15 protein-coding genes are annotated in these 22,778 nt (G+C 59.8%); 1 reads left to right on the plus strand and 14 read right to left on the minus strand.

What is annotated here, in order from left to right:
- Nucleotides 1-93 precede the first annotated feature (93 nt).
- The 9 genes from HB676_RS20470 to HB676_RS20510 all read right to left on the minus strand — a co-directional run bounded on the left by HB676_RS20470 (nt 94) and on the right by HB676_RS20510 (nt 14,613).
- A complete protein-coding gene (locus tag HB676_RS20470; RefSeq protein WP_213739859.1) occupies nt 94-1,650 on the minus strand; it encodes an MFS transporter in 1,557 nt (518 codons plus the stop codon).
- A gap of 164 nt (nt 1,651-1,814) precedes the next feature.
- Nucleotides 1,815-3,023 carry an alpha/beta fold hydrolase gene (locus HB676_RS20475; RefSeq protein WP_213739861.1) on the minus strand — a complete coding sequence of 403 codons (1,209 nt, stop codon included), beginning with the start codon at nt 3,021-3,023 and terminating at the stop codon, nt 1,815-1,817.
- Between the two features lie 3 nt (nt 3,024-3,026).
- On the minus strand, nt 3,027-4,394 hold the full coding sequence (locus HB676_RS20480; protein ID WP_346347389.1) for a DUF4403 family protein: 1,368 nt from the start codon (nt 4,392-4,394) through the stop codon (nt 3,027-3,029).
- 980 nt (nt 4,395-5,374) lie between these two features.
- The gene (locus HB676_RS20485; RefSeq protein WP_213739865.1) at nt 5,375-6,301 is read right to left on the minus strand and encodes a LysR substrate-binding domain-containing protein; all 927 of its coding nucleotides are present in this window, start codon (nt 6,299-6,301) and stop codon (nt 5,375-5,377) included.
- 619 nt (nt 6,302-6,920) lie between these two features.
- Nucleotides 6,921-8,564, minus strand: a complete 1,644-nt coding sequence (locus HB676_RS20490; RefSeq protein WP_213739866.1) for a thiamine pyrophosphate-binding protein — start codon at nt 8,562-8,564, stop codon at nt 6,921-6,923.
- Nucleotides 8,565-8,612: 48 nt separating this feature from the next.
- Complete coding sequence (locus tag HB676_RS20495) at nt 8,613-10,694, minus strand: DUF4387 family protein (protein WP_213739868.1); 2,082 nt, start codon at nt 10,692-10,694, stop codon at nt 8,613-8,615.
- Nucleotides 10,695-11,411: 717 nt separating this feature from the next.
- Nucleotides 11,412-11,975: a cytochrome b gene (locus HB676_RS20500; protein ID WP_213739869.1), complete on the minus strand. Its 564-nt coding sequence runs from the start codon at nt 11,973-11,975 to the stop codon at nt 11,412-11,414.
- Entirely contained in the window at nt 11,972-12,982 is a 1,011-nt protein-coding gene (locus HB676_RS20505; RefSeq protein ID WP_346347390.1) for a catalase family peroxidase, read from the minus strand. Before HB676_RS20505 ends, HB676_RS20500 begins: the two co-directional genes overlap by 4 nt.
- A gap of 635 nt (nt 12,983-13,617) precedes the next feature.
- Nucleotides 13,618-14,613 (minus strand): AraC family transcriptional regulator, encoded by a 996-nt coding sequence (locus HB676_RS20510; protein ID WP_213739914.1) that lies wholly within the window; start codon nt 14,611-14,613, stop codon nt 13,618-13,620.
- 68 nt (nt 14,614-14,681) lie between these two features.
- Here HB676_RS20510 and HB676_RS20515 point away from each other — a divergent pair, with 68 nt between their 5' ends.
- Nucleotides 14,682-15,893, plus strand: coding sequence for an MFS transporter (locus HB676_RS20515; RefSeq protein ID WP_213739871.1), 1,212 nt, complete (start codon nt 14,682-14,684; stop codon nt 15,891-15,893).
- Nucleotides 15,894-16,319: 426 nt separating this feature from the next.
- On the opposite strand, the gene HB676_RS20520 is transcribed toward HB676_RS20515, so the two are convergent.
- The 5 genes from HB676_RS20520 to HB676_RS20540 all read right to left on the minus strand — a co-directional run bounded on the left by HB676_RS20520 (nt 16,320) and on the right by HB676_RS20540 (nt 22,776).
- Nucleotides 16,320-17,243 (minus strand): ABC transporter permease, encoded by a 924-nt coding sequence (locus HB676_RS20520; RefSeq protein WP_213739872.1) that lies wholly within the window; start codon nt 17,241-17,243, stop codon nt 16,320-16,322.
- A 9-nt stretch (nt 17,244-17,252) separates the two neighbouring features.
- Nucleotides 17,253-18,122: an ABC transporter permease gene (locus tag HB676_RS20525; RefSeq protein ID WP_213739873.1), complete on the minus strand. Its 870-nt coding sequence runs from the start codon at nt 18,120-18,122 to the stop codon at nt 17,253-17,255.
- 202 nt (nt 18,123-18,324) lie between these two features.
- Nucleotides 18,325-19,902 (minus strand): ABC transporter ATP-binding protein, encoded by a 1,578-nt coding sequence (locus HB676_RS20530; protein WP_346347392.1) that lies wholly within the window; start codon nt 19,900-19,902, stop codon nt 18,325-18,327.
- Nucleotides 19,903-19,908: 6 nt separating this feature from the next.
- Nucleotides 19,909-20,889 (minus strand): BMP family protein, encoded by a 981-nt coding sequence (locus HB676_RS20535; protein ID WP_213739875.1) that lies wholly within the window; start codon nt 20,887-20,889, stop codon nt 19,909-19,911.
- A 39-nt stretch (nt 20,890-20,928) separates the two neighbouring features.
- Nucleotides 20,929-22,776 (minus strand): hydantoinase B/oxoprolinase family protein, encoded by a 1,848-nt coding sequence (locus HB676_RS20540; protein ID WP_213739876.1) that lies wholly within the window; start codon nt 22,774-22,776, stop codon nt 20,929-20,931.
- Nucleotides 22,777-22,778 lie beyond the last annotated feature (2 nt).

A 22,778-nucleotide genomic window follows, 5' to 3' on the forward strand; every position in this document is an offset into this window, starting at 1 on the left:
TTGGAGCAGCAGACCGACAGCCGGCAGTTCTCCTCAGCGCCCACGAGCTTGCGCGACTGACCTGCCAAGACCTGACCTGCAAAGGCGGTACGTCTACTGGAGCATCATCGACTTCGATGCCGGACGCTGTCGGGCACCTGCGCGGGGCCGGCCCAAGGCCACGTTCGCGATCAGTGCAAGAAGTGTCGCGAGCACCAGCAGCCCCATCGCGGCACGATATCCGCTCATGAAGTAGCCATCGATAAGCGCCGCCGGATTCACCACACCATCGGCAAGACTGGTGAGGCGTTCCATCGCCGTCGCCGGCTCGGAGACCAGCCGGCCGACAAGGGCAGGATCTGCGTCGGCCGTGAAATGCGCCGTGCGGTACAGCGCGTTTCCCGCGAACAGCCGATAGATCAGCGTCGAAAGTACGAGGCCGATTGCACCCCCCACATTGTGGATGGTCCATGAGGCGCCCATCGCCACGCCGCCGAGCCGTTCCGGCACCGATGCGAGCGCGGCGACCGTCGACGGCCCGAGGATGCAGCCCCAGCCGAGCCCCATCACCATGAAGGCGACGATGACGAGCGCAATATTGCTTCCACCCGAAAACATCATCTGCAGTCCCGCTGACACCGCAAGCAAGCTGAGGCCTGCGACGAGCAACCGCGCCGGCCCGTATTTGTCCGCCAACCGGCCTACCAGGGGAGATGTAAGTGCCACCAGCGCCGAGGTCGGCAGCAGCATGAAGCCGGTGAGCATGCTGTCGTAGCCGCGCACCACGCTGAGATAGAGCGGCATCAGGAAAAAGGCGGAGCAATAGAAGAAGGCGAGAGCGAAGGTGGCAACGCCGGCAGCGGCGAAGCGCCGGTTGGCGAACAGACCGAACTGCACGAGCGGCGCGGCAACGCGCGACTCCACCAGGACAAATAGTGCCAACAGGCAAAGCCCGCCACCGATTGCCGCCAGCGTCGGCAGTGAGGTCCAGCCCCAGTCCATGCCTTGCGTAATACCCAGCAGCAAGCAGAACAGACCCGCTGTCAGCAGGCCGACGCCGTACCAGTCGATGGCGTTGGTATCCGTCTCGTCGCGCGATTCGCGAACACTGGCGAGGCACAACGCCGCACTGAGCACCAGGAACGGAACATTGACGAAGAACACCCAGCGCCAGCCGAGAAAGCCCACCAACAAGCCGCCAGCCACCGGCCCAATCGCCAGACCGATGCCGTTCGCAGCAAACAGCAGGCCAATGGCGCGACCGCGCTCCTGTTCGGTGAATGCATTGGATACAATCGCCGCCGACGCGGTGTAGAGCGCCGCCACGCCCGCTCCCTGCGCGAAACGGAAGGCGATGAGCACCTCGATGGAGGGCGCCGCGCCCGCACCGATGGAGGCGATCCCGAACACCGCCATGCCCGCGTAAAGCGCCTTGCGGCGCCCGTAGAGGTCGGCAAGCCGTCCCGTCACCACCATGAAGGCCGACAGCGCCATGACGAACAAGGTGACGACCCATTGTGCCTCGCTGACGCTCGCGCCGAGGCCGGCCTGTATCTCGGGGATGGCGGTGTTCACGATGGTGAAGTCGATACAGCCGACGAAGCTGGCGAGGCTGACTCCGAGCAGCGTGGTCCAGTTTGTCCGGGGCAAATGATTGACAGGCTTATGCATGATTCACCTATGTCCTGGGCACGGTCGTTGCGAAACGCTCCGAACCGAAGCCCGCAATGTCGCGGACTCGCACCCAGCGGGTATCACCGGGCAGGCACCAATACCGACCTTCACTGGCAGTGACCATCTCATGGGGCCTTCCAGAACAGCCGATGGGCAACTGGCTAATCGGCACAGTCGTTCGGAGGGGCCTCGCCCGCGAACCGATCCGTTATCCAGTTCACCGCCGCGATCGTGCTTGCCTGTGCGGCGCGGCCGTGACCGACATTCGGCAACATCATCAGTTTGACCTTGCTGGCTGCCTTGCAGAGCTTGCCCATATAGTCGCGTGTCACGTCGGGCCGGATGATCTGGTCCGTCGTCCCCTGGGCCAGAAAGACGGGAACGTCTGGCGGCAGCGCGCCAGGCGTGTTCTTTTCCAGAAGCGAGCGCCAAGGCTCGATACTGGCAGGTCCTTCGACCGTCAGGAAATGCTGTTCAAGCGGTTTTTCGGTTCTCTGCCTTGCGATCAAATCGAAAGGACCCTCAATGCATTCATGCGCCAGACGGTCGATCGCGGGCATCGCGCGGGGATCGACGATCTTATCGATGGCGGCGCCGTACACGCGATGCCACGACCAGAGCGTCATCGCGGTGATGTTCTTGCCACCGACGGAGCCGATGTCGTCATTCATCAAGGTCACGAGATCGGTAGCCGGCGCTGCCGCGGCGACACCGACAAGCATCAGTTCCGGCGCATAGGTCTTGGCGATCATTCCGGTAAACAAGGCGGCCTGTCCGCCCTGCGAATGGCCCCACACCGCGAAACGCTTTCCGCCGCCAGCGCCGGGCATCGAGCGCCCGACGCGCACCGCGTCGATTACCGCCCGTGCCTCGCTGTCCCCGACAAGATAGGGATGTATTTCCGGTGTGCCCAGGCCTGGATAGTCGGTTGCGACCACCACGTAGCCACGTTCGACAAAGGAACGCAGTCCCTGGATCTGCTGGAAGAGGAAGATCGCCAGGGACGGCGCGCAACGCGGCGTAATCCCCGAAGTCGGATGCGCCCAGGCAACGATGGGACGACCGCCCGTGGGCGGCTCGCCCAGCGGCACCACGACGACCCCGGAAACAAAAATGGGCTCGCCCTTTAATCCGGTCGACCGGTAAAGCACCCGATAAGCGGCAGCGCCGAGCGGTGCGCCGTCGATCGGCTCCTGACGCACCAACGTGCCGGGCTCGCCGGCAACCAACGATCGCGGCGCCTCATAGAACGATGTCTGCGCCGACGCCGTGTTCGCATGGCTCGCGAGGGCAAGAAACGCGGCCGCAAGCAAAAGCCTGCGGCTCGCGCGAAGGGACCCGGTGAGGCGTTGTGAGATGATCCCGCTCATGCCTCACATCCCGTACAGGATCTTCAACTCACCGCTGGCGCGGAGTGCGATCACGATGCCATCGGCCGGCAGATACACCTTCTCGAGCTTCGCCGAGGAGAGCTGCCCTTCCATACGAAAGCCGTCCTTCAGCGGCCGCGATAGCTTCTCGTTGGCCGTGTTGAGCAAGTTCTGATACGCGACGCCGTAATCGAGGCTCATCTTGTCTTTCAACTGCGTCACGATCGAATCGATCATGGGCGCCATTTCCTCGTCATTCATTGCGAAGCCGAGGTCGACAAGCCGTACGGCGTGACCGTCGGCATCTACCTGCACCCCGCCGGTCAAATAGATCCATCGCCCGGCATTCGGATCGGTGTCGGACGCTTTCGCGATACGCAAGCCGACCACGAGCTTGCCCGACGACGGATAGACGTCGACATCGCGGATCGACATGCCCGCGACCGGTGGCACGACGGCGATCGCCTGCGTGATCTTGCTCTTGAGCGTGTCATAACCGACGCGCAGCGGCAGGATGACATCGAACGAGCCGGGCTCGCTGACGTCGCGGCCGAGAGACGGAAGCGCCGTTGCCGTCACCGCCGGCGGCTGCTGCCCGACCACGGTTTCGGCGGAGCCGGAAAGCTCGAGCGAGCCTTGCAACACCCTGGAGTTGGCCCGGACGCCCGCGAACGCCGCGCTCTGCGGCGTCAGTTGCAGCCAGACCTGCGGATTGTCCGCAAGCTCGATCGGCTCGAATGCATGACGCCAGGCAGTCGCGGCCTTGTCATGCAAGTCGAGCCGGCGCGCGGCTGCGAGCGCGCGCGACCTGACATGCGCAAGCTGGGTACGGATGCGTGGCTCGGCATAGTTCCCGAGCGAAATCTCGCGTCCCAGGACACGCAGGACCGGCGGCTCGCTCCATCGGAATCCGTCGCTGAAATTAAGGTCGAGCGACCAATCCCGGCTGAGCTCCGGCCGCGCTTCAGCCTCGATGGTGGCGCTGGCTTCGGTCTCGCCATGAATACGGGCGGTGAAGCGGTTGGCGCCCTGTCCCTCGAGCGCGCCGTGGATCGGCACCGAACCGTAGACACGGCCCCCGCGGCCGTAGAGCGAGACCGGCCCGGACCGTTCGACATAGCCCCAGATGTCGCAATTGGCGTTGACGCGGAAGACCAATATGCGCCGATGCACGCAACTGACCCGCTCGTCGATGGTGGCAAGCCGTCGCGGAATATCCTTCTCGATTTCTGCTGCAAGCGCCGGCAGGCCGAACTCGATGGTTGCCGAAATCCGCGAATCTGTCGTGAACGGCGCGACAGTGTCGGGAGCGAGCGGAGGTTTTTCCGCCGCCAGCGCGGTCGAACAGAGGCCGATGAGGCCAAGCGCCACGATAGCTCCGCGAGCCGATCGCTGCGACGCGACACGGCGGCCTCGCACACATAATGTTGAAAGTGAGTTCATGATACTTACCTCAATCCTTTTCACATTGCTCGGTTGATACCGCGCATCCGATTCAGGTTGCCGCGATGCGCATTCCAGCGGTCGCAATCGCTGCATACTCTGCGCACGACCGCCGCGACGCCAAACTCCCGAGAAGGCCGCCAGCAGCATGGACAGGGACAAGCGTCATCATCTCCATGATCGAGCTCCTTTTCGTCGTCGATTTTAAATGTGCGGGTACATTTGATCTGCCCGCGAGTGCAGCGAACAAATGATCCAGGCGGCAACTGAAGACAAATACTGCTTCAATATGCAGGTATCGTCGGACACTATGGCCTCTTGTGACGAGCGCTTCCGCGACCGGACGACAATTTGGTGCAATCGATTTTCGAGATATCAGATCAATGACTTGTGTCTGCTTCGCCGACATGCACGGCCAATCAAACCAAGTCGCCGTCGCAAATTCCGGTCTTTTCCGAAGCGCCTCACATATCCGTTACCTGGAGCCGTATCCGATCCTGAACCAGCAAGTCGCCGAGCCAAGGAATCGGTGAGTGCCGCGCTTCTTCAACACAGCGCCAGAGGCAGCCGGCTATCTGCAATGGGCAAGGTAGGCCAGGAAGAAGTTTCGGCGATCTTGCATCAACTCGACAAACCGCCGGGCGTAGCCGTTCGAGCAGTGAGCCCGAGGGTACGCGGCCAGCGGTACGCCCCCTCGCTTGCCGCAAATGTTGGTCCGAGACCTTCTGGAAGAATGTTGCAAAGCCTTAAGGTCCTAGAGCGTTTTCGAGCGAAGTGGACACCGGTTCGCGTGAAGAAAACGCGTCAAAACAAAAGACTGGAGCCCGGTTCTGATTCAATCAGAACCGATAAGGCTCTAGCGGCATGCCAGGCGGCTGATCTCGCCTATCGGCGTGCGTTTGACCTGCTCAGTCCAGCCACGATGCACCCGGCCTCTTTGTCTTGTGAATGCTATCCTTCAGAAAATCTATCAGCACCTTCTTCACGCCTTCGGCCGCGAGCGTGAGCGGAAACTCGCTCGACCAGATGATGCAGCAGGTCAGGTAGAATGTCGGCTCGATCAAACGGGGCTCGGCGAAATCATCCAGCGAAAAACCCGACATGTCGCCCAGATTCAAGATGGTGCTGCCTGCGCCCGACCGAACCGCGGAGAGCTCGCTCGACACGGTCACGGCCTCCGCAGCCAGGTTCAGGGACAGACCCGCCTCGGCAAAAGTCCGGTCGATCACCATCCGGCGCGCGTTCAGGGGGCCGGGTAACACCAGCGGAATTTTTGCAACTTCCCTGAGCGAGATGATGGAGCCCGCCGTGGGAGCTGATAGCTTGCTGCTAATGAGGTAGTGGTTCTGCCGAAACAGTGGCTGGCGAAGGACGACGGGAAAGAATTCATCCTCATATGCCAGAGCCAAATCGAGCCGGCCCTTCTCGACTTCTTCACGCAGGAATTCGCTGTCCCCGTCGACAAATTTGAGGGTGACCTTTGGATACGCCTTCCTGCACGTTTCGATGAAAGGTCCGACCAGGGTCGTGGATAGCGATGCCGGCATTCCCACGCTCACCGTCCCCTGGATCTCGCCGGTACTCGAACGGATCAAGCCCGGGAGATTGTCTAGTTGGCGCAGGATCGAGGACGCCTCTTCGTAGAGTTTCTCTCCAGCGACCGTCGGCCTGACCCCTCGCGCGCTTCTTTGAAGAAGCGGCATTCCGAGTGAGGCCTCCAGTTCAGCGATTTGCTGGCTGAGAGCCGGCTGCGCTACGTGAATCGTCCGCGCCGCCTGCGAAAAGCTGCCCGCCTCGACAATCTTCACAAAATAATAGAGATGGCGGTACTGCATCCGCCTGTCCTCAAATGGGCGCCAGACCTGAAATCCTAGCCAACTAAAAACGACAGGGTTGTCAAGCTCTTCGTTACGTTTTGGCCCGAACCGCCCCGGAAATCAGCGAAGGGGCTGCGAACTGAAATACAGCGCTGTCACACGAATTACAAATAGATCGACTGCCATTGCGATGCTCTTTTGCACTTCGCTTGGGCTCCTCGCATGCTCGGCATGACGTAACCGGCCTTCGGCGGGGTTCGTGGCGGAATATCCCTTAAGTCATTAAATTACTTCATAAGCAAAGAGCGCGGCGATCGCGGTAATTCCAATCAGACCTCCGATAAAAATAATGTCCGCCACCTGTTCCAGCCAATAGCTCAGCCGGGTAAAAGCGGCGCATCGAAGTGAAAAATAAGAGGTGATCGCACACGCCAAAAAGGCGATAGCCGCGAGGGCGGTATATTCGTCGACGTGACTGTGGCCCGCTCTGGCTTCGGTTACCTTAACGAGGCCGACGAGGGTAACGCAAACACCTATTAACGTGCCGGATACCGGCAGCCGCCGCCTATTTGATGGAGGACGAGCGTGATCGGCAGCGCGCCTGGCTTTTCGACGACACGTCCGGATGCGATCAGCGTCATGCCTTGTAGAGTGTCTTCACCGCATCGTGCAGTTTCAGCGCCAACGGCGACGCCGCATACGCATCGGTCACGACTTCGATGTAGACACCGACATCGGTACGCGCCGCGAGCGCCAGCGCATAGTCAAGTTCGCCGCAATTGGTAACCCGCGCCGTGATCCAGTCATCGCAACCGAAAGCGCGGGGCAGTTCGGCATAGTGCCAAGGCGCGATATCGTTGTAAGCGATTTCCGGATCCTTACAGAGCAACCGCTCGATCAGATAGCCGTTATTATTCAGGACAAAGATGACGGGCTTGATCCCAAGACGAGCGAATTGGCTGATTTCCTGAACCGTGAACTGATGTGATCCATCGCCGGTCACGAGCACAACGCGTTGACCTGGCGCGGCCACCGCCGCACCGAATGCGGCCGGCGTGGCCCAACCGATCGAGCCCCAAAGCGTCTGATTGTGGAATCTCGATCCGGCCGGCATCAGCGCGAATCCGAGTCCCATTGACACCGTGCCCGTCTCCGCAATCAGGATGTCATTCGGTTGCAGGAAATTTTCCCATCGCGGATATAGCCGTTCGGCGGTGATCGCATCCTTGCCGGATCCGTCCTGTACACCGAGCGGCTGCGCCACGGGCTTTTTCCAATTCCGTCTTGGCAGCAATCTGGCAAGCGCAGCAAGCACGTCGCCCATCTCGACGTTGGGATAGACCTTGCCGTTGACCTGGGTGCGGTGGTGCCCGATCGAAATCGTCTTTGCCGGATCGAGGCGCGATGTAAAGGCGCCGGTGTTGAAGTCCGTCAACGGCGAGCCCACGTTCAGCACCAGATCGCATCCCTCGACAAAAACACGAACTTTCTCATTCATGAGGGCACCGTCATACATCCCGACATAACCGGGATGACGCTCATCCAATACGGATTTGGCCATGAACATGGTCGCGAACGGGAGGCCCGAGCTATCGATGACGGACCGCATGACCGGTTGCAGGCCGGCTCGCGCCACCAGGATACCCGGAAGCACGCAGGCGGAAGCCGCTGAACCAAGGGCCTCCGCGATCGCGTCGGTGGCGGCTCCAAGCGACGCGACGTCGCTGAGCGGTTGGGAAATTGGTTTTGCCTCCCCCAGGACCGGCTGGTTCGCGAGATCGGCGGGGAATGCCATATAAACCGGACGCCGATGATAAAGCGCTTCGGCGATCAGCCGCTCGGTCTCATAGGCGACATTCTGCGGCGTCATCACCGCGTGAGCGCACACGACCGGTTCACTCATCCGCCGAAACAGATCATATTCTCCGTTCCCGAGCGTATGGTGCATCAGCGCGCGGGCCGCCTGGGTCGAGATATTTGGCGTGCCTACCAGATGAAAAACCGGAAGATGCTCCGCATATGAACCCGCTACACCGTTGATGGCGCTCAATTCGCCCACACCGTAGGTCGTGCAAAGGGCGGCAACACCCTTGACGCGGGCGTAGCCGTCTGCGGCATAGGCCGCGTTGAGTTCATTGCAGCAACCGATCCAGCGAATATCCGGATCGTTGCAGATCGCATCATTGACCGGGAAGGAATAGTCTCCCGGCACACCGAAGACATCCGTAATGCCAATGTCATGCAAACGCGAGAGGACGTGCTGAATTACTGTCTTGGTCATGACAGCTCCTGAAATATCTGTTGAGGAAACGGATCGACCATCGATCGGTCAGAAGGCGGAAGCTTTGGCGAGCGCTGCGGCATAGATCGGTATGTCCAGACGTTCTATGGCGGCCTGCTGCTGCGCACCGAAGACATCCCTCTCATCGACTGAGGCTGAAATATTCGGACGATCGATCGAGACTTTTATGGCATTGCAGCTATCGACGAAGAAGGTTCCGACGACGCGCTCCGGCGGCAGGTTCAGGATTTTGGCGATGTTGCATTTGCTAAAGATATTGGAGTGCAGCGCCGCCTCGTAATTCTCCCCGGAGGTGAAGATGATGTCGAAAGTCAACCTGTTGATGCCGGCGTCCTTGCTTCGGATCACGACTGCCATATCGAGAAGCCTGTGTGTGCCCACCAGCCTGCCGGACGGCGCGATATTGGCAATCAGCGACAGGGTGCGGTCATCGACATTTCCCGTATAGCCGACTTCGCCAATATCGAAATAACGCGGCCTCTCGCTTCCCTCCTTGCTCCACTCCGCTCCGGCAGCTCTGTAATATGTGATCGGAAACATCACGTTCTTGATCACATCCTCATTCTGCAAGAGATGATAGAGCGACCATTCGTAGGCATCCGGAGCGTCAAGGCTCATCCTGGATGACGGCTTCGGCTTCGCGAATTTCGTGATACGCTCGATATCAGCAGTATGCTTGGCGGAAAGCCTGTCCACGTCGCGATCGACCGTACGTAACAGGATCGCGGGGTTCGACGCGTCCGCATCGATGATCCCAAAGCTCGCGTCGGCCAGCGCATCGGGAAATTCATGCTGGATGATTTCGATGACCGCAGCCTTGATCGTGGCGTAGTTTTCGAAAAACACCGGATCCCGGGTGCCGCTGGGCACGATGGCGCCGTAAGCTCCATCGTCATAGCGGAAGCTGATGAGATTCGGCGATAACGGATAGGCGATATTGCCGGCGGTCGCCTTGCGTCCCGGATATCCGTAGTGAATGAGATAGTGGGTAAGCAAACTGGCGAGCAGAACGGCGGCATTCTCGCTCGTGGCCCTGGTCTCGATAATGATGCCAAGCTCTCGCTCCGAACCCGACACAGGCGACGACTGCACCCCGTTTCGACCGTAAACGAGAACGTCGGCGGGAACATTCGGCAGATCGAGCGGATCGATATAGATCAGCGAAACCTTCCGCTTTCCCAGCAGGCGCGAGCCCTCAAGCTTGATGCTCCACGGCCATGGCTTGCGCGAGCGGATGAAGCGACTGTTGCGGATCCCGGCGACGCTCCCGTTCTTGGAAAAGAACTGCGTCTTCTCCATTGTCAGAATACCTTCCGGATAGAACTGCAGTTGAGGATGGCTCTCTTCATAGAGCGAGTGCGCCGCGATGGAATAAGCGGTGCAACGGCGGCTCGCATCGGGCGCCACGAAAAGCGCCGACCCGTCGTCGTAAATCTCGGCGACCAGGCAATCCGAAGGCGATCCGGGATCGCAGGCCAGCGCGCCGCATTCGAGAACATGGCCGACGTGATAAGCCAATCCGGCATCAATACCGCGACGGATCATGTCCGACGCGAAGAGGGCGACATCACAAGCGCGTCCTGCGAAAATGTACTGCGCCCCGCTCTCAAGCGCGGTGATGATGGGGTGAACACCCATCTGACCGACGATGACGCTCTCCCGAAGACCTTCTTCGCTCAATTCCGGTCCGCGACCGGTCGTGCGCAGCGCGCCCTTCTGAAACTCGGAAACGACGATTTCGGGATCAAGTTCAGCGTCGATCACGGCGACTTTAGCGCCTCGAACATTCAGCTCGGAGAAAACTTCCCTTGCAACATCCAGCATCCATTCGAGATTGCGCCGGCCTCCGGCCATACCGCAGCTACCAAGTATGACGGGACATCCGAGCTTCAGCCCTGCTTCCACCATGTGCCGGAAATCTGTCTTCACGGCCTCCCGCTCGAAGTACTCGGTGCCTGTGCCCAGATAATAGGGCCCTGCATCCATCGAACCGGCATCCGAGATGATGGCATCGACACGCTTTTTCAACGCGGCGTCCAGCGATTCCTTGGGGAACCCATAGCCCAGGGCGCCGCATGCGGACACAACACGGTAGATCAGATCTGCCACAACAATACCTCTTCATTAACTCCAGGCAATCAAACAGCATCGCTCTCCGCCCTGGACAATCATCCTCTCTACGATCGAAAACAAATACGACTTCGATATGCGGGTAGTGGCGAAAGCTATGGCTATGGCTATGGCTGCGGCTGCAAGCAATCCTCACCTGGATGGCGCGAAGAGGTTGCGATTTATCGGCTATGAGTTTTGACGAACGATGAGAGCCATTACGCCAAACCACCGTCGACATCGAGTTCGGCTATAAGCTGCACCGATATCTCTATAGCCACACAGTATTTGCCTGGAAGCGCCCAAGCGCGCCTTTTACGCCGGCGACATAATGCGGTGCGTTCATTTTTATTGGAGATAGCAACAATGATGATCCGGTCACGTATGGCAATCACGATCGCGGCGTTTTCCGTTCTGGCGGCATTCGTGTCGTCTGGCGCGTCAGCGCAAGGCACCGCGGAGCAGCAGTCGGCATGCACGGGAGATGCGCTTCAGTTTTGTGGAGCCGATATTCCTGACGTTACAAGAATCGAAGCCTGCCTGAGGCAAAACGAAGCAAGGCTCAGTCCGGCCTGCCGGGCGGAATTTCATCCGGCCGAAAGGACGCGGTTGCAGACGAGCCGTTTTCGCGATGCTTCCGATGATCCCAGGCCGCGATGACTTCAGGATGGATCGTCATCGTGCTCAGGCTTCTCTGATATTGAGAAAGCACGCTTGTCATTCGGCGGGCGTGAGTTCGTCACGAGACGACACCGGCGCCATAGTATCGAATACGCCGTCTCGTCGGACGAGGGCATGGAACAGCGCCGCAGCGAAATGCATCAGGATCAGCGCAAAGAAGAGGAATGCCAGATAGAAATGCGCGTTCCAGAGCAGCGAATGCAGGCTGTCGCTCTGCGGCAGGATCGCCGGAAGGCGCACGCCCCCATACAACACGATCGGGTAGGCAGCGGTTGACAGCATCGCCCAGCCAATCAGCGGCATACCGATCATGAGGATGTATAGAGCGTAATGCGACAGGTGCGCCGCGAGCCGCATCGGCTCTGGCAAATCGGCCGGCAGCATCGGCGCGCCATAGCGCAGGCGCACCGCCAGACGGATCAGCGCGAGCACCAGAATGGCGATGCCGAGTGATTTGTGGATCGACACCAGCGGCAGGTACTTCGGCGTAACGGTGGACACCATGCCAACGCCGATGAACAGCATTGCCAGGATACAGAAAGCCATGAGCCAGTGCAGCAGGCGCTGGAGCGGGGTGAAGCGTTGGCCGATGCCGGTCATGGCTTGGTGCTCTTTGCAGTTCGGGGATAGTCCTTGCTCTCCGCCGTGCGAAGATCATACGACTTGGCATAGACGGACGATCGTGCGGCGGGAAACGGGTCGTCCGATACCCGGATGCCGGCCGGCAAGACGGTCGGATCGAAGTTGATGTCGCGGCACGGACCATCCGCCTCGGCTTCGATCTGCTTTACGGTGAGTGTGCCGACCTCGACGGTACGACGGTCCTCCGGCCAAGCCTTGCTTGGATCGGCAGTGGAATCGCCCGGATTGGCGACGGTTACCACCATGGTCCAATGCAACGGCCCGCGACCGACACGATCGACGATCTCCTGCTGAAGGAAGTCGGGGCCGCGTTTGGCGAGATCATCGGGTGATATCGGGACAGCTTGCACAGCCGGCAGGAGCGACCATCGCACTGCGTGCTCGGCGCCGGAATGATCGACGAAGATGAAAGCGTTGAGGCTGTTGAATCGATCTTCTGCGTAGCTGCCCGTCCAGGGGGCGCTCTTGTCCCATGCGCCGAACGTCGCGATCTCCGGATGCGCACCGGCAAACGCCTTCATCGCGTTTGGATCCTTGCTCGCCGCGGCGAGCAGCAGCTCGTGAAACGCTTGCGGCGTCGACACTGGAAAGACCGGCGGATTGATCATGGCGGCTCGCCACTCCTGCCCGTCCGGGGTCGATATCTGCAGTCCCAAGCCCCTCACCCTGACCGTCGAATCCGGTGCATTTGGATTGGGGGTGCCGAGATTGAAGCGCCCGAGCGCCGGATACTGGCCGCGGGCGAAAACTTGGGCCTGCGAGAGCGTCGATCCGCTCCCATTTGATTCGAACACGCCAGTAAAGCAGATGCCCTTGGCATGGTTCCGGCGATGGCCGAGTGCTGCGCCAGTGGGTGGAGCCAGCGCATCCACCATCTTGTCGGGGGTGAGGCGGCGGGGTGAGAACCATCCGGCGGTGTAAGCGAACGCAGCGGCGCTGCCGGCGATGACGACGAAAATTATCACCAGCGATCCAAACGCGGAACGCGCGGGCAATCGACGCGGCTCGGGCAATGTTCTTCTCCGTTCGGCTATCTGGGCAAGCTCTTTACCAAAACACGCTTCTGATGCCGTGGGACACCAAAGCCATCCATACGAACAGCCTCATTATCGCCGGAAAGTCCTTCCGAAATTTGTCAGGTTTTACCCAACATAGTACGATGGTGACAAAATCGGCGGGCGGAGTTTTTTCGCAAAAAGATCGAACGTTCGTACGATCGCAAACACACGTTCGCGCAACTACTGTGCAGCGATAGACGCTTCTTCCGTGACGCTTCCGGCCAAGAGTTGCTGGAAACCTTGATCCCGGGATCAATTCCAGTCTGGAAAGTGTATCAGCGACATCTCATCGACACGGTCGATATCAGCCATCATAAGGCCGGCGTCAAAAACGGCAAGAATGTGCTTGAGCGGGTAGCATCGAGCAGAATGGCTCGCCGATGAGTTGCAAATGGTGCCCAGGGGTAGGCTGTCCTTCGACCTCTTAAAATTAGCAAAAACAATGACTTATAGCCACCAAAACTAGTCGTTTGTACAACTCTCATGTGCAATGTCTACTGCGGACAGTATCTAAAGACTGTGGCTGCGGGACGCGGATCGCATCAGAGGGTTCGTGGTCTCGAACCCGGCCGTTCCCCGTTGGCAGCAGCAGCCACTATCGCGCGAAAATGGCTTGGCGGTGAGCCGATTATGCGTTTGAAGGCGCGGCTGAACGCTGCTTCCGATTCATAACCAAGCCTGCGTGCGACGACCGCGATCTTCAAGTGGTCACGAACGAGCCACTGTTTTGCTTCCTGCATCCGCAACTGCGCCACGTAACGGGCCGGTGTTTGGCCAACCACATTGGCGAAGCGCAACGCAAATGCCGAGCGAGACGCATGCATGACGTCCGCCAGCGCCTCGACCGTCCAATCCCTGGTTGGATCGCGATGGATCGCAGCGAGAACGCGCCCGATCCCCGGGTCGCGCGCTGCGGCGACCCAACCTTCAGAGCCGCAGCCTTTCTCCACCCAGTTGCGGATCAGCGCCGCGGCGACAACATCGGCCAGCCGCGTCAGCATTCCACCGGCACCGACGCGATCCAGCGCGAGTTCGGCGGTCATGGCCTCGAGCAAATGCGGGATGGCGGGCTCATCGGTGGCGAGTTCGTGCATCTGCATCAGCTCAGGCATCATCAGAAGCAGGGGATGCTGGCTGTCGATGTTAAAGGTCATGCCGGCACCGAACAGCACGGTTTCTTCGCCATCGCTGTTGCCGCCGCTGCAGGTGTCGAGGATGCCGCAGCAAACCGGCTCGAAGTGACAATTCTCCACTGGTGCGTGGAAGGCATCAGGCGAACTCGCCAATGCGTGTTCGGCGCCACGCGGCAGCAAGACCGCATCACCTTCTTCAAGGCGGACCCAGCTGTTGTCTAGAGTTCGCAGCCAGCAGCCTCGCCCCGCGACGAAGTGGAATTGGGCCTTTGACTGGGCCGGGAATGACAGACCCCACGGTGCCGTCATGCGGCAGCGCGCGTAATCGACGCCCTCAAGCTTCAAGCCCCGGAGCATCTCCGTGAGCGGGTGCGTGGCGACAGCATTGGACGAATTATCAAGCATTGCGGGTTTTCTAGCATGGAAACTCCAACTGGTCACGTCCATCTATCGGTTTCCTTCTGGAGACGATCATGACTGATTCCGCCGCCGACGCTCTTGATGCCGATGTTTCCCCGATAACCGAAGGTCCGACTGCGACGGTATGGCCGGCTGTTGTCTCTTTGATGCTCGGAGCGTTCAGCCAAGTCACGGCTGAGTTCTTGCCTGCCAGCCTGCTCACGCCGATCGCTGCCAATCTCGGTGTCTCGGTTGGCGCTGCCGGGCAGGTCGTGACGGCGACGTCCCTTGTCGGGATCGTAGCCGGGCTTGCGACAGCCATCGTGACGCGCGCTATGGATCGCCGCATCGTCCTGTGGTTGCTCACGGTGCTGCTGATCTTGTCCAATCTGCTGTCGGCCACCGCAGGCAACCTGACGATATTGTTGCTGGCCCGCGTACTGCTCGGCATCAGCCTCAGCGGTTTTTGGGCGATGGCAACGGCCACCGCGATGCGGCTTGTCCCGGCTGACGCGCTGCCGCGCGCGATCTCGCTGATTTTCAGCGGAGTTTCGATTGCCACAGTCAGCGCTGCGCCGATCGGGGCCTATCTTGGCGATCTCTGGGGGTGGCGGAGCGTGTTTTTGCTGGCGGCTGTGGTCAGCGCCGTCGTGCTTGTCTTTCAGGTGCTGACGCTGCCGCGCTTGCCGCCGCTCACATCACCGGATGTGCGCACGCTTTTTGTATTGATGCGTCGGCCAAGTGTCCGGCTCGTGGTGATCGCAATAGCCGTCAGCATCTCGGGCCATTTCGCCGGTTTCACATACGTGCGGCATTTCCTCGAGCAAGTGCCGAAGCTTCCGGTTAGCGCGATTTCAATTGTCCTCCTTGCCTATGGCGTTGGCGGCTTCTTCGGCAATTTCGCGGGAGGGGCGCTTGTCGTCCGCAGTGCGAAGGTGGCGATCGTCACTGGATCTGCAGCAATCGCCGTGCTTGCGCTGGTGCTTCTTGTTTTTGGCAGTTCAGGCCTTGTCTCGGGCATTGCGGTTGGCCTCTGGGGTTTTGCTTTCGGCGTGCTACCGGTTGGCTTCCAAACATGGATGGTGCGGGTGGCATCAGACGAAGCTGAATCCGCGGGCGGCCTGCTTGTATCGGCTTTCCAGGTAGCGATCACGGTCGGCGCAGTCGTTGGCGGCATTCTGGTCAATGGCTTCGGCCCGTTCGGCGCCGTTGGTTATCTCGCGGCGGCGACGACGGCGGGCGCACTGCTTGTGTTGCTGTGGCGTAGCGGCGAGGCGCCAGCCTGAAGCCGCGAAGGGCGCCAGGCGCGCTTAAGCGGTGCGAAACCGCACGGCGCTTCCGAGACAGACAAGTCTTGTTGTCGATTCATGAAGTATTGGAGAGGTCATAAATCGGCACTCCAGCGCCAGCTGACGCAACAACATTCAAAACCGGCGGCGTTACATCGGATGCTTGCTTTATGACAGATATGTCCGTGCGGGACTGCGAATAGGCCGAACGCAAAAATCCGGTCATGTATTGCCATAAAACGCTCATGCCGGTTCTCATCTTAGACTACCTCCACTAGTCCGTGCCGAACCACCTCGATTAAAGAGCTGCCTTCAAATGCTGCATGGGCAAAGGCCAAAGCAGGTTAACGGATCCGAGAAACGATCTGACGACGCGACTTGAAAATATTGACCGCTGTTGCAAATTCACCATCGAGGCCTCTTTCAGTTTCTTGTATAGGGCTTGCCATCGTCCGCCGGCGCAATCGCCTGGCCTCGTGAGCCAAGCAGGAGAATGAACGCGACTATGTAAGGCATCGAAACCCACAGCTGCGGCGGAACTGCCAACTGCAGGGTTTGAAAGCGAAACTGGGAGGCGTCCGCTACACCCAGCACAAGACAGATCATCAACGTGGCATAGGGATTCCATCGGCCCAGAACAACAGCCGCAAGAGCGATATATCCTCTGCCCGCGGTCATGTTGGTGATGAAATAATTTACCTCGGCGAGAGCCAGATCGGCGCCGCCAAGTCCGGCAAGGCCGCTGCCGATGATCACGGCCAAAATGCGAGTCCTCGTGACGTTGATGCCCAGCATATCGGCCATGCGTGCATTTTCACTCACGACGCGCGCAGCGAGGCCAGGCCCTGTCCGCCAAAGTACGAAACCTATCGCGAGCGGTGCGATGAGTACACCAAGGCTGAGAATGGTCTGGCTGGCAAGGATCGGTCCAATAACAGGCACGGACCCGATCCAGCTTCCATCGAAAACGGGAAACGGCTCCGTTCGGCTCGCATTGGGGCCAGACTGGACGCCAAAGATGACTTCCCGGCAGAACGACGAAAGCCCAAGGCCGAAAATATTGAACCCGATGCCGACTACGAGTTGATCCGCCTTGATGACGACCGTGAGGTAAGCCAGCATAAGACCGAAGATCATTCCGGCAAGAATGCCGGCCAGAACGCCAAGCACGAAACTGGAGGTCAGAGCTGTTACGACGTTCGCGGCCAGCGCGCCCATCAACATCAGCCCCTCGACACCGACATTGATCACGCCGGCGCGCTCGCAGATCAAGGCACCAAGCGCAACATAGGCAAGCGGCGTGGCGAGCCGCAGGGCCGAAGCGATCAGTCCAAAGTCAAACAGCATTTCGGGTCCTCAGCCGGCCGACTGTCGCGCGCGTTGCACGGCCAGAGCCGTACCCGCCGCAACGAACATGATAAGGACGCCTTGGGCTGCGAACATCGTCGAGCTCGGCACCTGCAACGAGCGCTGCAGATAGCTCATTCCAGTGATGCCTGCGCCAAAGAACACCGCCGAAGGAATCATTGCGATCGAATTATGCAGCGCGAGGAAACTGACGCCGATCGCGAGATACCCGTACCCGGGCGAAAAGCCATCGATGAGCCGGCCGTGTACGCCAAGCACTTCGACAGACCCCGCAAGGCCAGCAAATCCGCCAGCAAGCAGCATCGCCAGCACAATCATCCTGTTAATGCTCCATCCCTGGCTGCGTGCAGCGAACGGGTTGAAACGAACGACCTGCAAAACGAAGCCTAGCGTGGTTCGGGAGAAGAATAACCCAACCAGCAGAGCCGAAAGCAGAGCAATGATAAACCCGGCATGGAGCGGAATGCCGGCAATCAGTTTGGGCAGTTGCACGCTCGCGGGAATACGTTCGCTCTCCCGGAAGGTGGCGGAGGATGCGGCCATCGGCCCGGATACCAGGACGCTGACAAATGCCAGCGCAATGTAGTTGAGAAGAATGGTCGTAACGAGCTCGTTGCTTTTAAAGAAAGCACGGCAGAAACCGGCGATACCGCTCCAGATGGCGCCAGCGATGAAGCCCGCAAATAGCGAAATCAATGTCAGCAAAGAGCCAGACACGATCGGCTGAAGATAGATGGCGCTTGCCGCCGATGCTGCGGCGCCCATCTGCAACTGTCCTTCGGCGCCGATATTGACGAGGCCGGCACGGTAAGCAACACCGACCGCAAGACCCGCGAGCAATAACGTGGTCGCTTTCACCAGCGTGACGCCGGTCGCGTAGGTGTTACCGAATGCGCCGTCGACAATCGTACTCGCGGCAGCCAACGGGTTGGCACCTGCGATCCATACCAGAATGGCTGTGGTCGCAAGCGCCGCCGCGATGCCCGCGAGCGGCAGGACCGCGAAACCGACGCGCCGGTTTCCGGCAAAGGCAGGCCAGGTGAACGCCGGGAAATAGCTGCTAAGCGGCATGTTCACCTCCGGCTCCGCCCATCAGCAGCCCGAGCCTTTCAGAACTCGCCTCATCGGGAGAAAGTTCGCCCGAGACGCTACCGCGAAAGAAGACGAGGATTCTGTCCGAAAGCGATCTGATTTCGTCAAGGTCGCCCGAGAGCAGAAGCACGGCCCCATTCTCGTTCCGGACGCGGCGAACACTATCCCACACCCACGCCGTGGCCCCGACATCGAGTCCCCGGGATGGATTGCACACGATGAGAAGCCTGGGGTTCCGATCAAGCACACGCGCCAGGATCAGTTTTTGCTGATTGCCGCCCGAAAGCTTTTCCGCGGCCGTCTCGGGACGGGGCGGCTGAATGCGATAGCGCTCGATCAATCTCGACGCGTGACGTGCGGAGGCCTGAAACCGGCGGAGACCGAAGCGCGACATTCCACGTCGCTCAAGCACTTCAAAGCTGAGATTGTCGGCCACCGACATGACACCTGCGAGCCCGTCCCGGTGCCTGTCCGGGGGCACATACCCAATGCGGTCATCCCGGATGAGTTTTCGGGTCTCGCCAAAGCCAACGTGAGTGCCATCAATGGTAATTCGGCCTTCCGTTGCCTGGCGCAGCCCGACGATGGCCTCGATCAGATCCTCCTGACCGTTGCCTGCAACACCGGCAATGCCGACGATTTCCCCTTCGCTTACCGTCAAAGAGACACGGCGGACGATCTGCCGCCTGTCCTCTTCGACCGAAACATTGTCGACCTCAAGCACGGTCTTGCGGACTCGACCCGGCGTTTCCTCGGTTGCGGCCACAATGGACGGCAAGACACCGACCATTAGTTCGGCAAGTTGCGCCGGCGTCGTTTCGGCCGGCACGACACTGGCGACCAGGCGGCCTCTCTTCAAGATTGTGATCGCCTGCGAATGGGCAATGGCTTCGCGAAGAAAGTGGGTGATCATAACAATCGCCTTGCCTTGATCCGCAAGACGGCGAATGAGAACAAAGAATGCATCGCTTTCCGCGGGAGTGAGAACGTCTGTCGGTTCGTCGAAAATGATCAGCCTGGCGCCGCTGAGCAGTGTGCGGACGATCTCGAGCTGCTTCTGCGCGCCGAGGCTTATCGATTGAGCCTTGGCATCGAGGTCGAGCTTGAACCCGCAGTCGGCGGCGATTTGTTCGACCTCGCCGCGCAACGCCTTCATCTTGATAATCGTTCGTTGACCGCCGGCTCTTGCGGCAATGATGTTTTCCAGCACGGTGAGATGGCCGGCAATCATCGGGTGCTGGCTCACCAGCGCGATACCGAGCGCGATGGCATGTTTTGGAGAATCGATGCTGACAGGATGGCCGTCGATCGAAATCGAGCCGGCGTCCGGATTCAGCAGGCCGGCAAGGATGCGAACCAGCGTCGTCTTGCCGGCGCCATTCTCGCCGAGCAACGTGTGGATTTTACCCGATTGAAAACTGACCGTGATGGCGTCGTTTGCGGCAATCCCTCCGAACCGCTTGGTGACGTCCTGCAATCGCACATGCATTCGGAAAGTCTCTCGTATGGTGGTATCCGCGAGGTCCTGCGGATACCACCGGTTCATGAGATGTTACGGCTTGTAGTCGGTGTCGGGGATGGTGATCTTTCCGTCCTTGATCTCGGTCATGACCGCGTTGATCTTGGCCTCGACTTCAGGCGTCAAATGGTGGAATGCGGCCAACTTGATGTAATCGTCCTTGGCCGTCAGGGTGTAGACCTTGGGCTCAAGCTTGCCGGCCGAATAAAGATCGCCGATCTGCGCGTAGACCTTGGGGAAGTTCAGCATCACGCTGGTCAGCATTTGGTCAGGCGCCATGGCCTCCTCGTCGGAGTACATGCCGATGGTGGCGACCTTCTCCTGCTTGATCGCTTCGGTTACGCCGAGGCCCGCGGTATCCGCCCAGGCGACGACCAGGTCGACGCCTTGCGAAATCTGGGCCAGCGTCAACTGCTTCGCCTTGGCGGCGTCAGTAAACGATCCGACCCAGGAAACGATTACCTTGGCATTGGGGTTGACGTGCTTCACGCCCTCCATGAATCCGGCGATCGCTTGAGTGAAGGCCGGAATTACGTCGGCGCAAACGACGCCGACCTTGTTCGACTTGGTCGAGAGTCCTGCGGTGACGCCGGCCAGATAACCGACTTCCTGCCACTTGAAGGCCCAGCCATTGACGTTCGGAAGACCTTTGGTGCTCGCCAGCGCGGACACGACCGAAAAGGTCGTTTTCGGGAAATTCGGCGCGGCATCGAGCACCGCCGAGGCGTAGCCGCTGCTATGGGCGATCACGAGATTGGAGCCGCGTGAAGCGAAGTCTGCGAGAATTTCGGGCGCCTTGTCGTAAGTAGCCTCCTCCGCATAATTGCTTTTCCAGCCGTGCTTCTTGGCAGCCGCGTCAAACCCGGCATAGCCGGGCGGATCCCAATTACCCTCGGATACTTTCTGGGTGAAAAGCGCGGACGCCTTGACGTCCGCAGCCGCGGCCGGAAGCGAGAAAGCGCACGATGAGGCCAGCGCAACAAGCAACGCATAATGTCGTAACTTCGTGGTCATATTCATCTCCGTGTTGGGGTGAATGCTGAATACTTTCGACTAGGCGACTTTGCTTCGCTCTATGATAGTGACGGTCTCTCCAAGGGGGTGGACCTCGCCGAAGCCGTACCCTCTGTTGACTTTCCTCCCTGAAAGTTCGTGGCGTTTGGCCAGCGTCGCTGGTGTATCGATGTGAAAACGTCCCTGTTGCGCGTCATCTCGAAGGACGATCACGCCATAAACGTCGCGGGCTTTCTCAGGCGATACCCAGCCATCTTCCACATCGGCGAGCACGAGCGCCGGGTCGCGCTTCAGCGGATTGCCAAATCCGCCACCGCCGTTCGACCGGTAGATCACATGGTCACCGGGCGAGAGCGTGATACCCATCGCGTGCATGCCAAGGTGGGTTTCTTCGCTGTCCGCATTCCGGTGCAGATTGAGGATATTGGCCCCGCCATTGGTGCCACCGGCCAGGCCGAACGGCGTCACCTCCCCGCGATCGCCATGCATGGTCATGGTAATCTCGCCGAGCGCCTTGAAGCTGCGATCGATCCCCAATCCGCCACGATACTCACCGTCGCCGCTGGAGTCCTTCACAGCCTCGCAATGCGTGTACAGCAGCGGGTACCAGCGCTCGAGAATTTCAACCGGCTGGTTCGTGGCCCCGCCGATGAAGATCATCATCTGGAAGGAATTGCCGTCCTTGTAGCTGCGGGCCCCCTGGCCGCCTTCGTTCCAGAGATAGTTGACAAAGGGCCTGCCGGTTTTCGGATGAACGCCGCCGATGCACAAATTGGCGAGATTGATCCCGGCCGCATACATGCGTCGCGGATTGACCGACGAGAAGGCCTGCGCCCAGCACGCCATCGTCACCGCAGCAACTTTCTCATACGCGCCGCAGGCGTAACCGGAGACCGGCGTCGGCTCGACGATATCGACGCAACTGCCGGGGGTCGAGATAACTTCGATACCGCGCGACAGGCCGCGGTTGAGCGGCGCCAAATGCGGAAAGCAATGCAGCGTACCGTCAAAGATCGCGGTCTCAAGCGAGCCGCGCGGAAAGCCGAACGGGCCGCGTGGCGCGGGGTCGCTGCCGCGATAATCGAAGCTGACCCGGTCACCTGCGATCGTCATCTTGCAGTGGACACGAATCCGCGGCTGATCGGGATGCATCACGTCACGGTCGGAAAAATCCTCGAACTCAAATGTTCCGTCGGGTAGTTCAGCGACCTCTTTCCGAAACATGGTTTCGGTGTATTCGATCACGTCATCGAACAATTGCTCGACGACATCGATACCATGCCGATCGAGCATGTCGCACAGGCGCTCTTCCATGAGGATGCCCGAACGATACTGCGCATAGACGTCTGCGAGCCGCTCGCGTCCGTTCCGCATGTTGTATTCGATCAGCGTGACGACGGTCCGGTCGAGCTCTTCGCCGCGGAAAATCTTCATCGGCGGGATTCGGATCCCTTCGGAATAGCAATCCACCGCACGCGGATTGAAACTGCCCGGAAGGGCGCCGCCAACATCAGGCCAATGGCCGGTGCTGCAGTTGAAAGCCACAACCTCGCCCTTGTAGAAAATCGGGCGGATCAGCTTCACGTCGTTGGTGTGGATGCCGCCTGAATAGGGATCGTTGAAGATGTAGACGTCACCGGGATCCATGACCGGAAACCAGTCCTTGATCACCGCGACCGAAGGCTCGAACGAGCCGATATGCGGGGCCTGATCGCGGTTGCCATGCGCGATCAGATGGCCCTTCCGGTTCAGGATCGCGCAGGAATGATCGTGGCCCTCGCTGATCGTCGCGGCATACGCCAGCCGCGCGATCATCTCGCTGCCTTCGTCGCACATGTTGCTCAGCGCGTTGCGGAGGACTTCAAAGGTTATCGGATCGAGTTTCATGG

The organism is Bradyrhizobium sp. dw_411 (genome assembly GCF_018449695.1).
GTDB lineage: Bacteria > Pseudomonadota > Alphaproteobacteria > Rhizobiales > Xanthobacteraceae > Bradyrhizobium.

What these genes read in the sequence shown, in the direction of transcription:
- HB676_RS20470 (WP_213739859.1), bottom strand. Translation starts at nt 1,650, where the DNA reads ATGCATAAGCCTGTCAATCATTTGCCCCGGACAAACTGGACCACGCTG.
- HB676_RS20475 (WP_213739861.1), bottom strand. Translation starts at nt 3,023, where the DNA reads ATGAGCGGGATCATCTCACAACGCCTCACCGGGTCCCTTCGCGCGAGC.
- HB676_RS20485 (WP_213739865.1), bottom strand. Translation starts at nt 6,301, where the DNA reads ATGCAGTACCGCCATCTCTATTATTTTGTGAAGATTGTCGAGGCGGGC.
- HB676_RS20490 (WP_213739866.1), bottom strand. Translation starts at nt 8,564, where the DNA reads ATGACCAAGACAGTAATTCAGCACGTCCTCTCGCGTTTGCATGACATT.
- HB676_RS20500 (WP_213739869.1), bottom strand. Translation starts at nt 11,975, where the DNA reads ATGACCGGCATCGGCCAACGCTTCACCCCGCTCCAGCGCCTGCTGCAC.
- HB676_RS20510 (WP_213739914.1), bottom strand. Translation starts at nt 14,613, where the DNA reads ATGCTTGATAATTCGTCCAATGCTGTCGCCACGCACCCGCTCACGGAG.
- HB676_RS20515 (WP_213739871.1), top strand. Translation starts at nt 14,682, where the DNA reads ATGACTGATTCCGCCGCCGACGCTCTTGATGCCGATGTTTCCCCGATA.
- HB676_RS20520 (WP_213739872.1), bottom strand. Translation starts at nt 17,243, where the DNA reads ATGCTGTTTGACTTTGGACTGATCGCTTCGGCCCTGCGGCTCGCCACG.
- HB676_RS20530 (WP_346347392.1), bottom strand. Translation starts at nt 19,902, where the DNA reads ATGAACCGGTGGTATCCGCAGGACCTCGCGGATACCACCATACGAGAG.
- HB676_RS20535 (WP_213739875.1), bottom strand. Translation starts at nt 20,889, where the DNA reads ATGACCACGAAGTTACGACATTATGCGTTGCTTGTTGCGCTGGCCTCA.
- HB676_RS20540 (WP_213739876.1), bottom strand. Translation starts at nt 22,776, where the DNA reads ATGAAACTCGATCCGATAACCTTTGAAGTCCTCCGCAACGCGCTGAGC.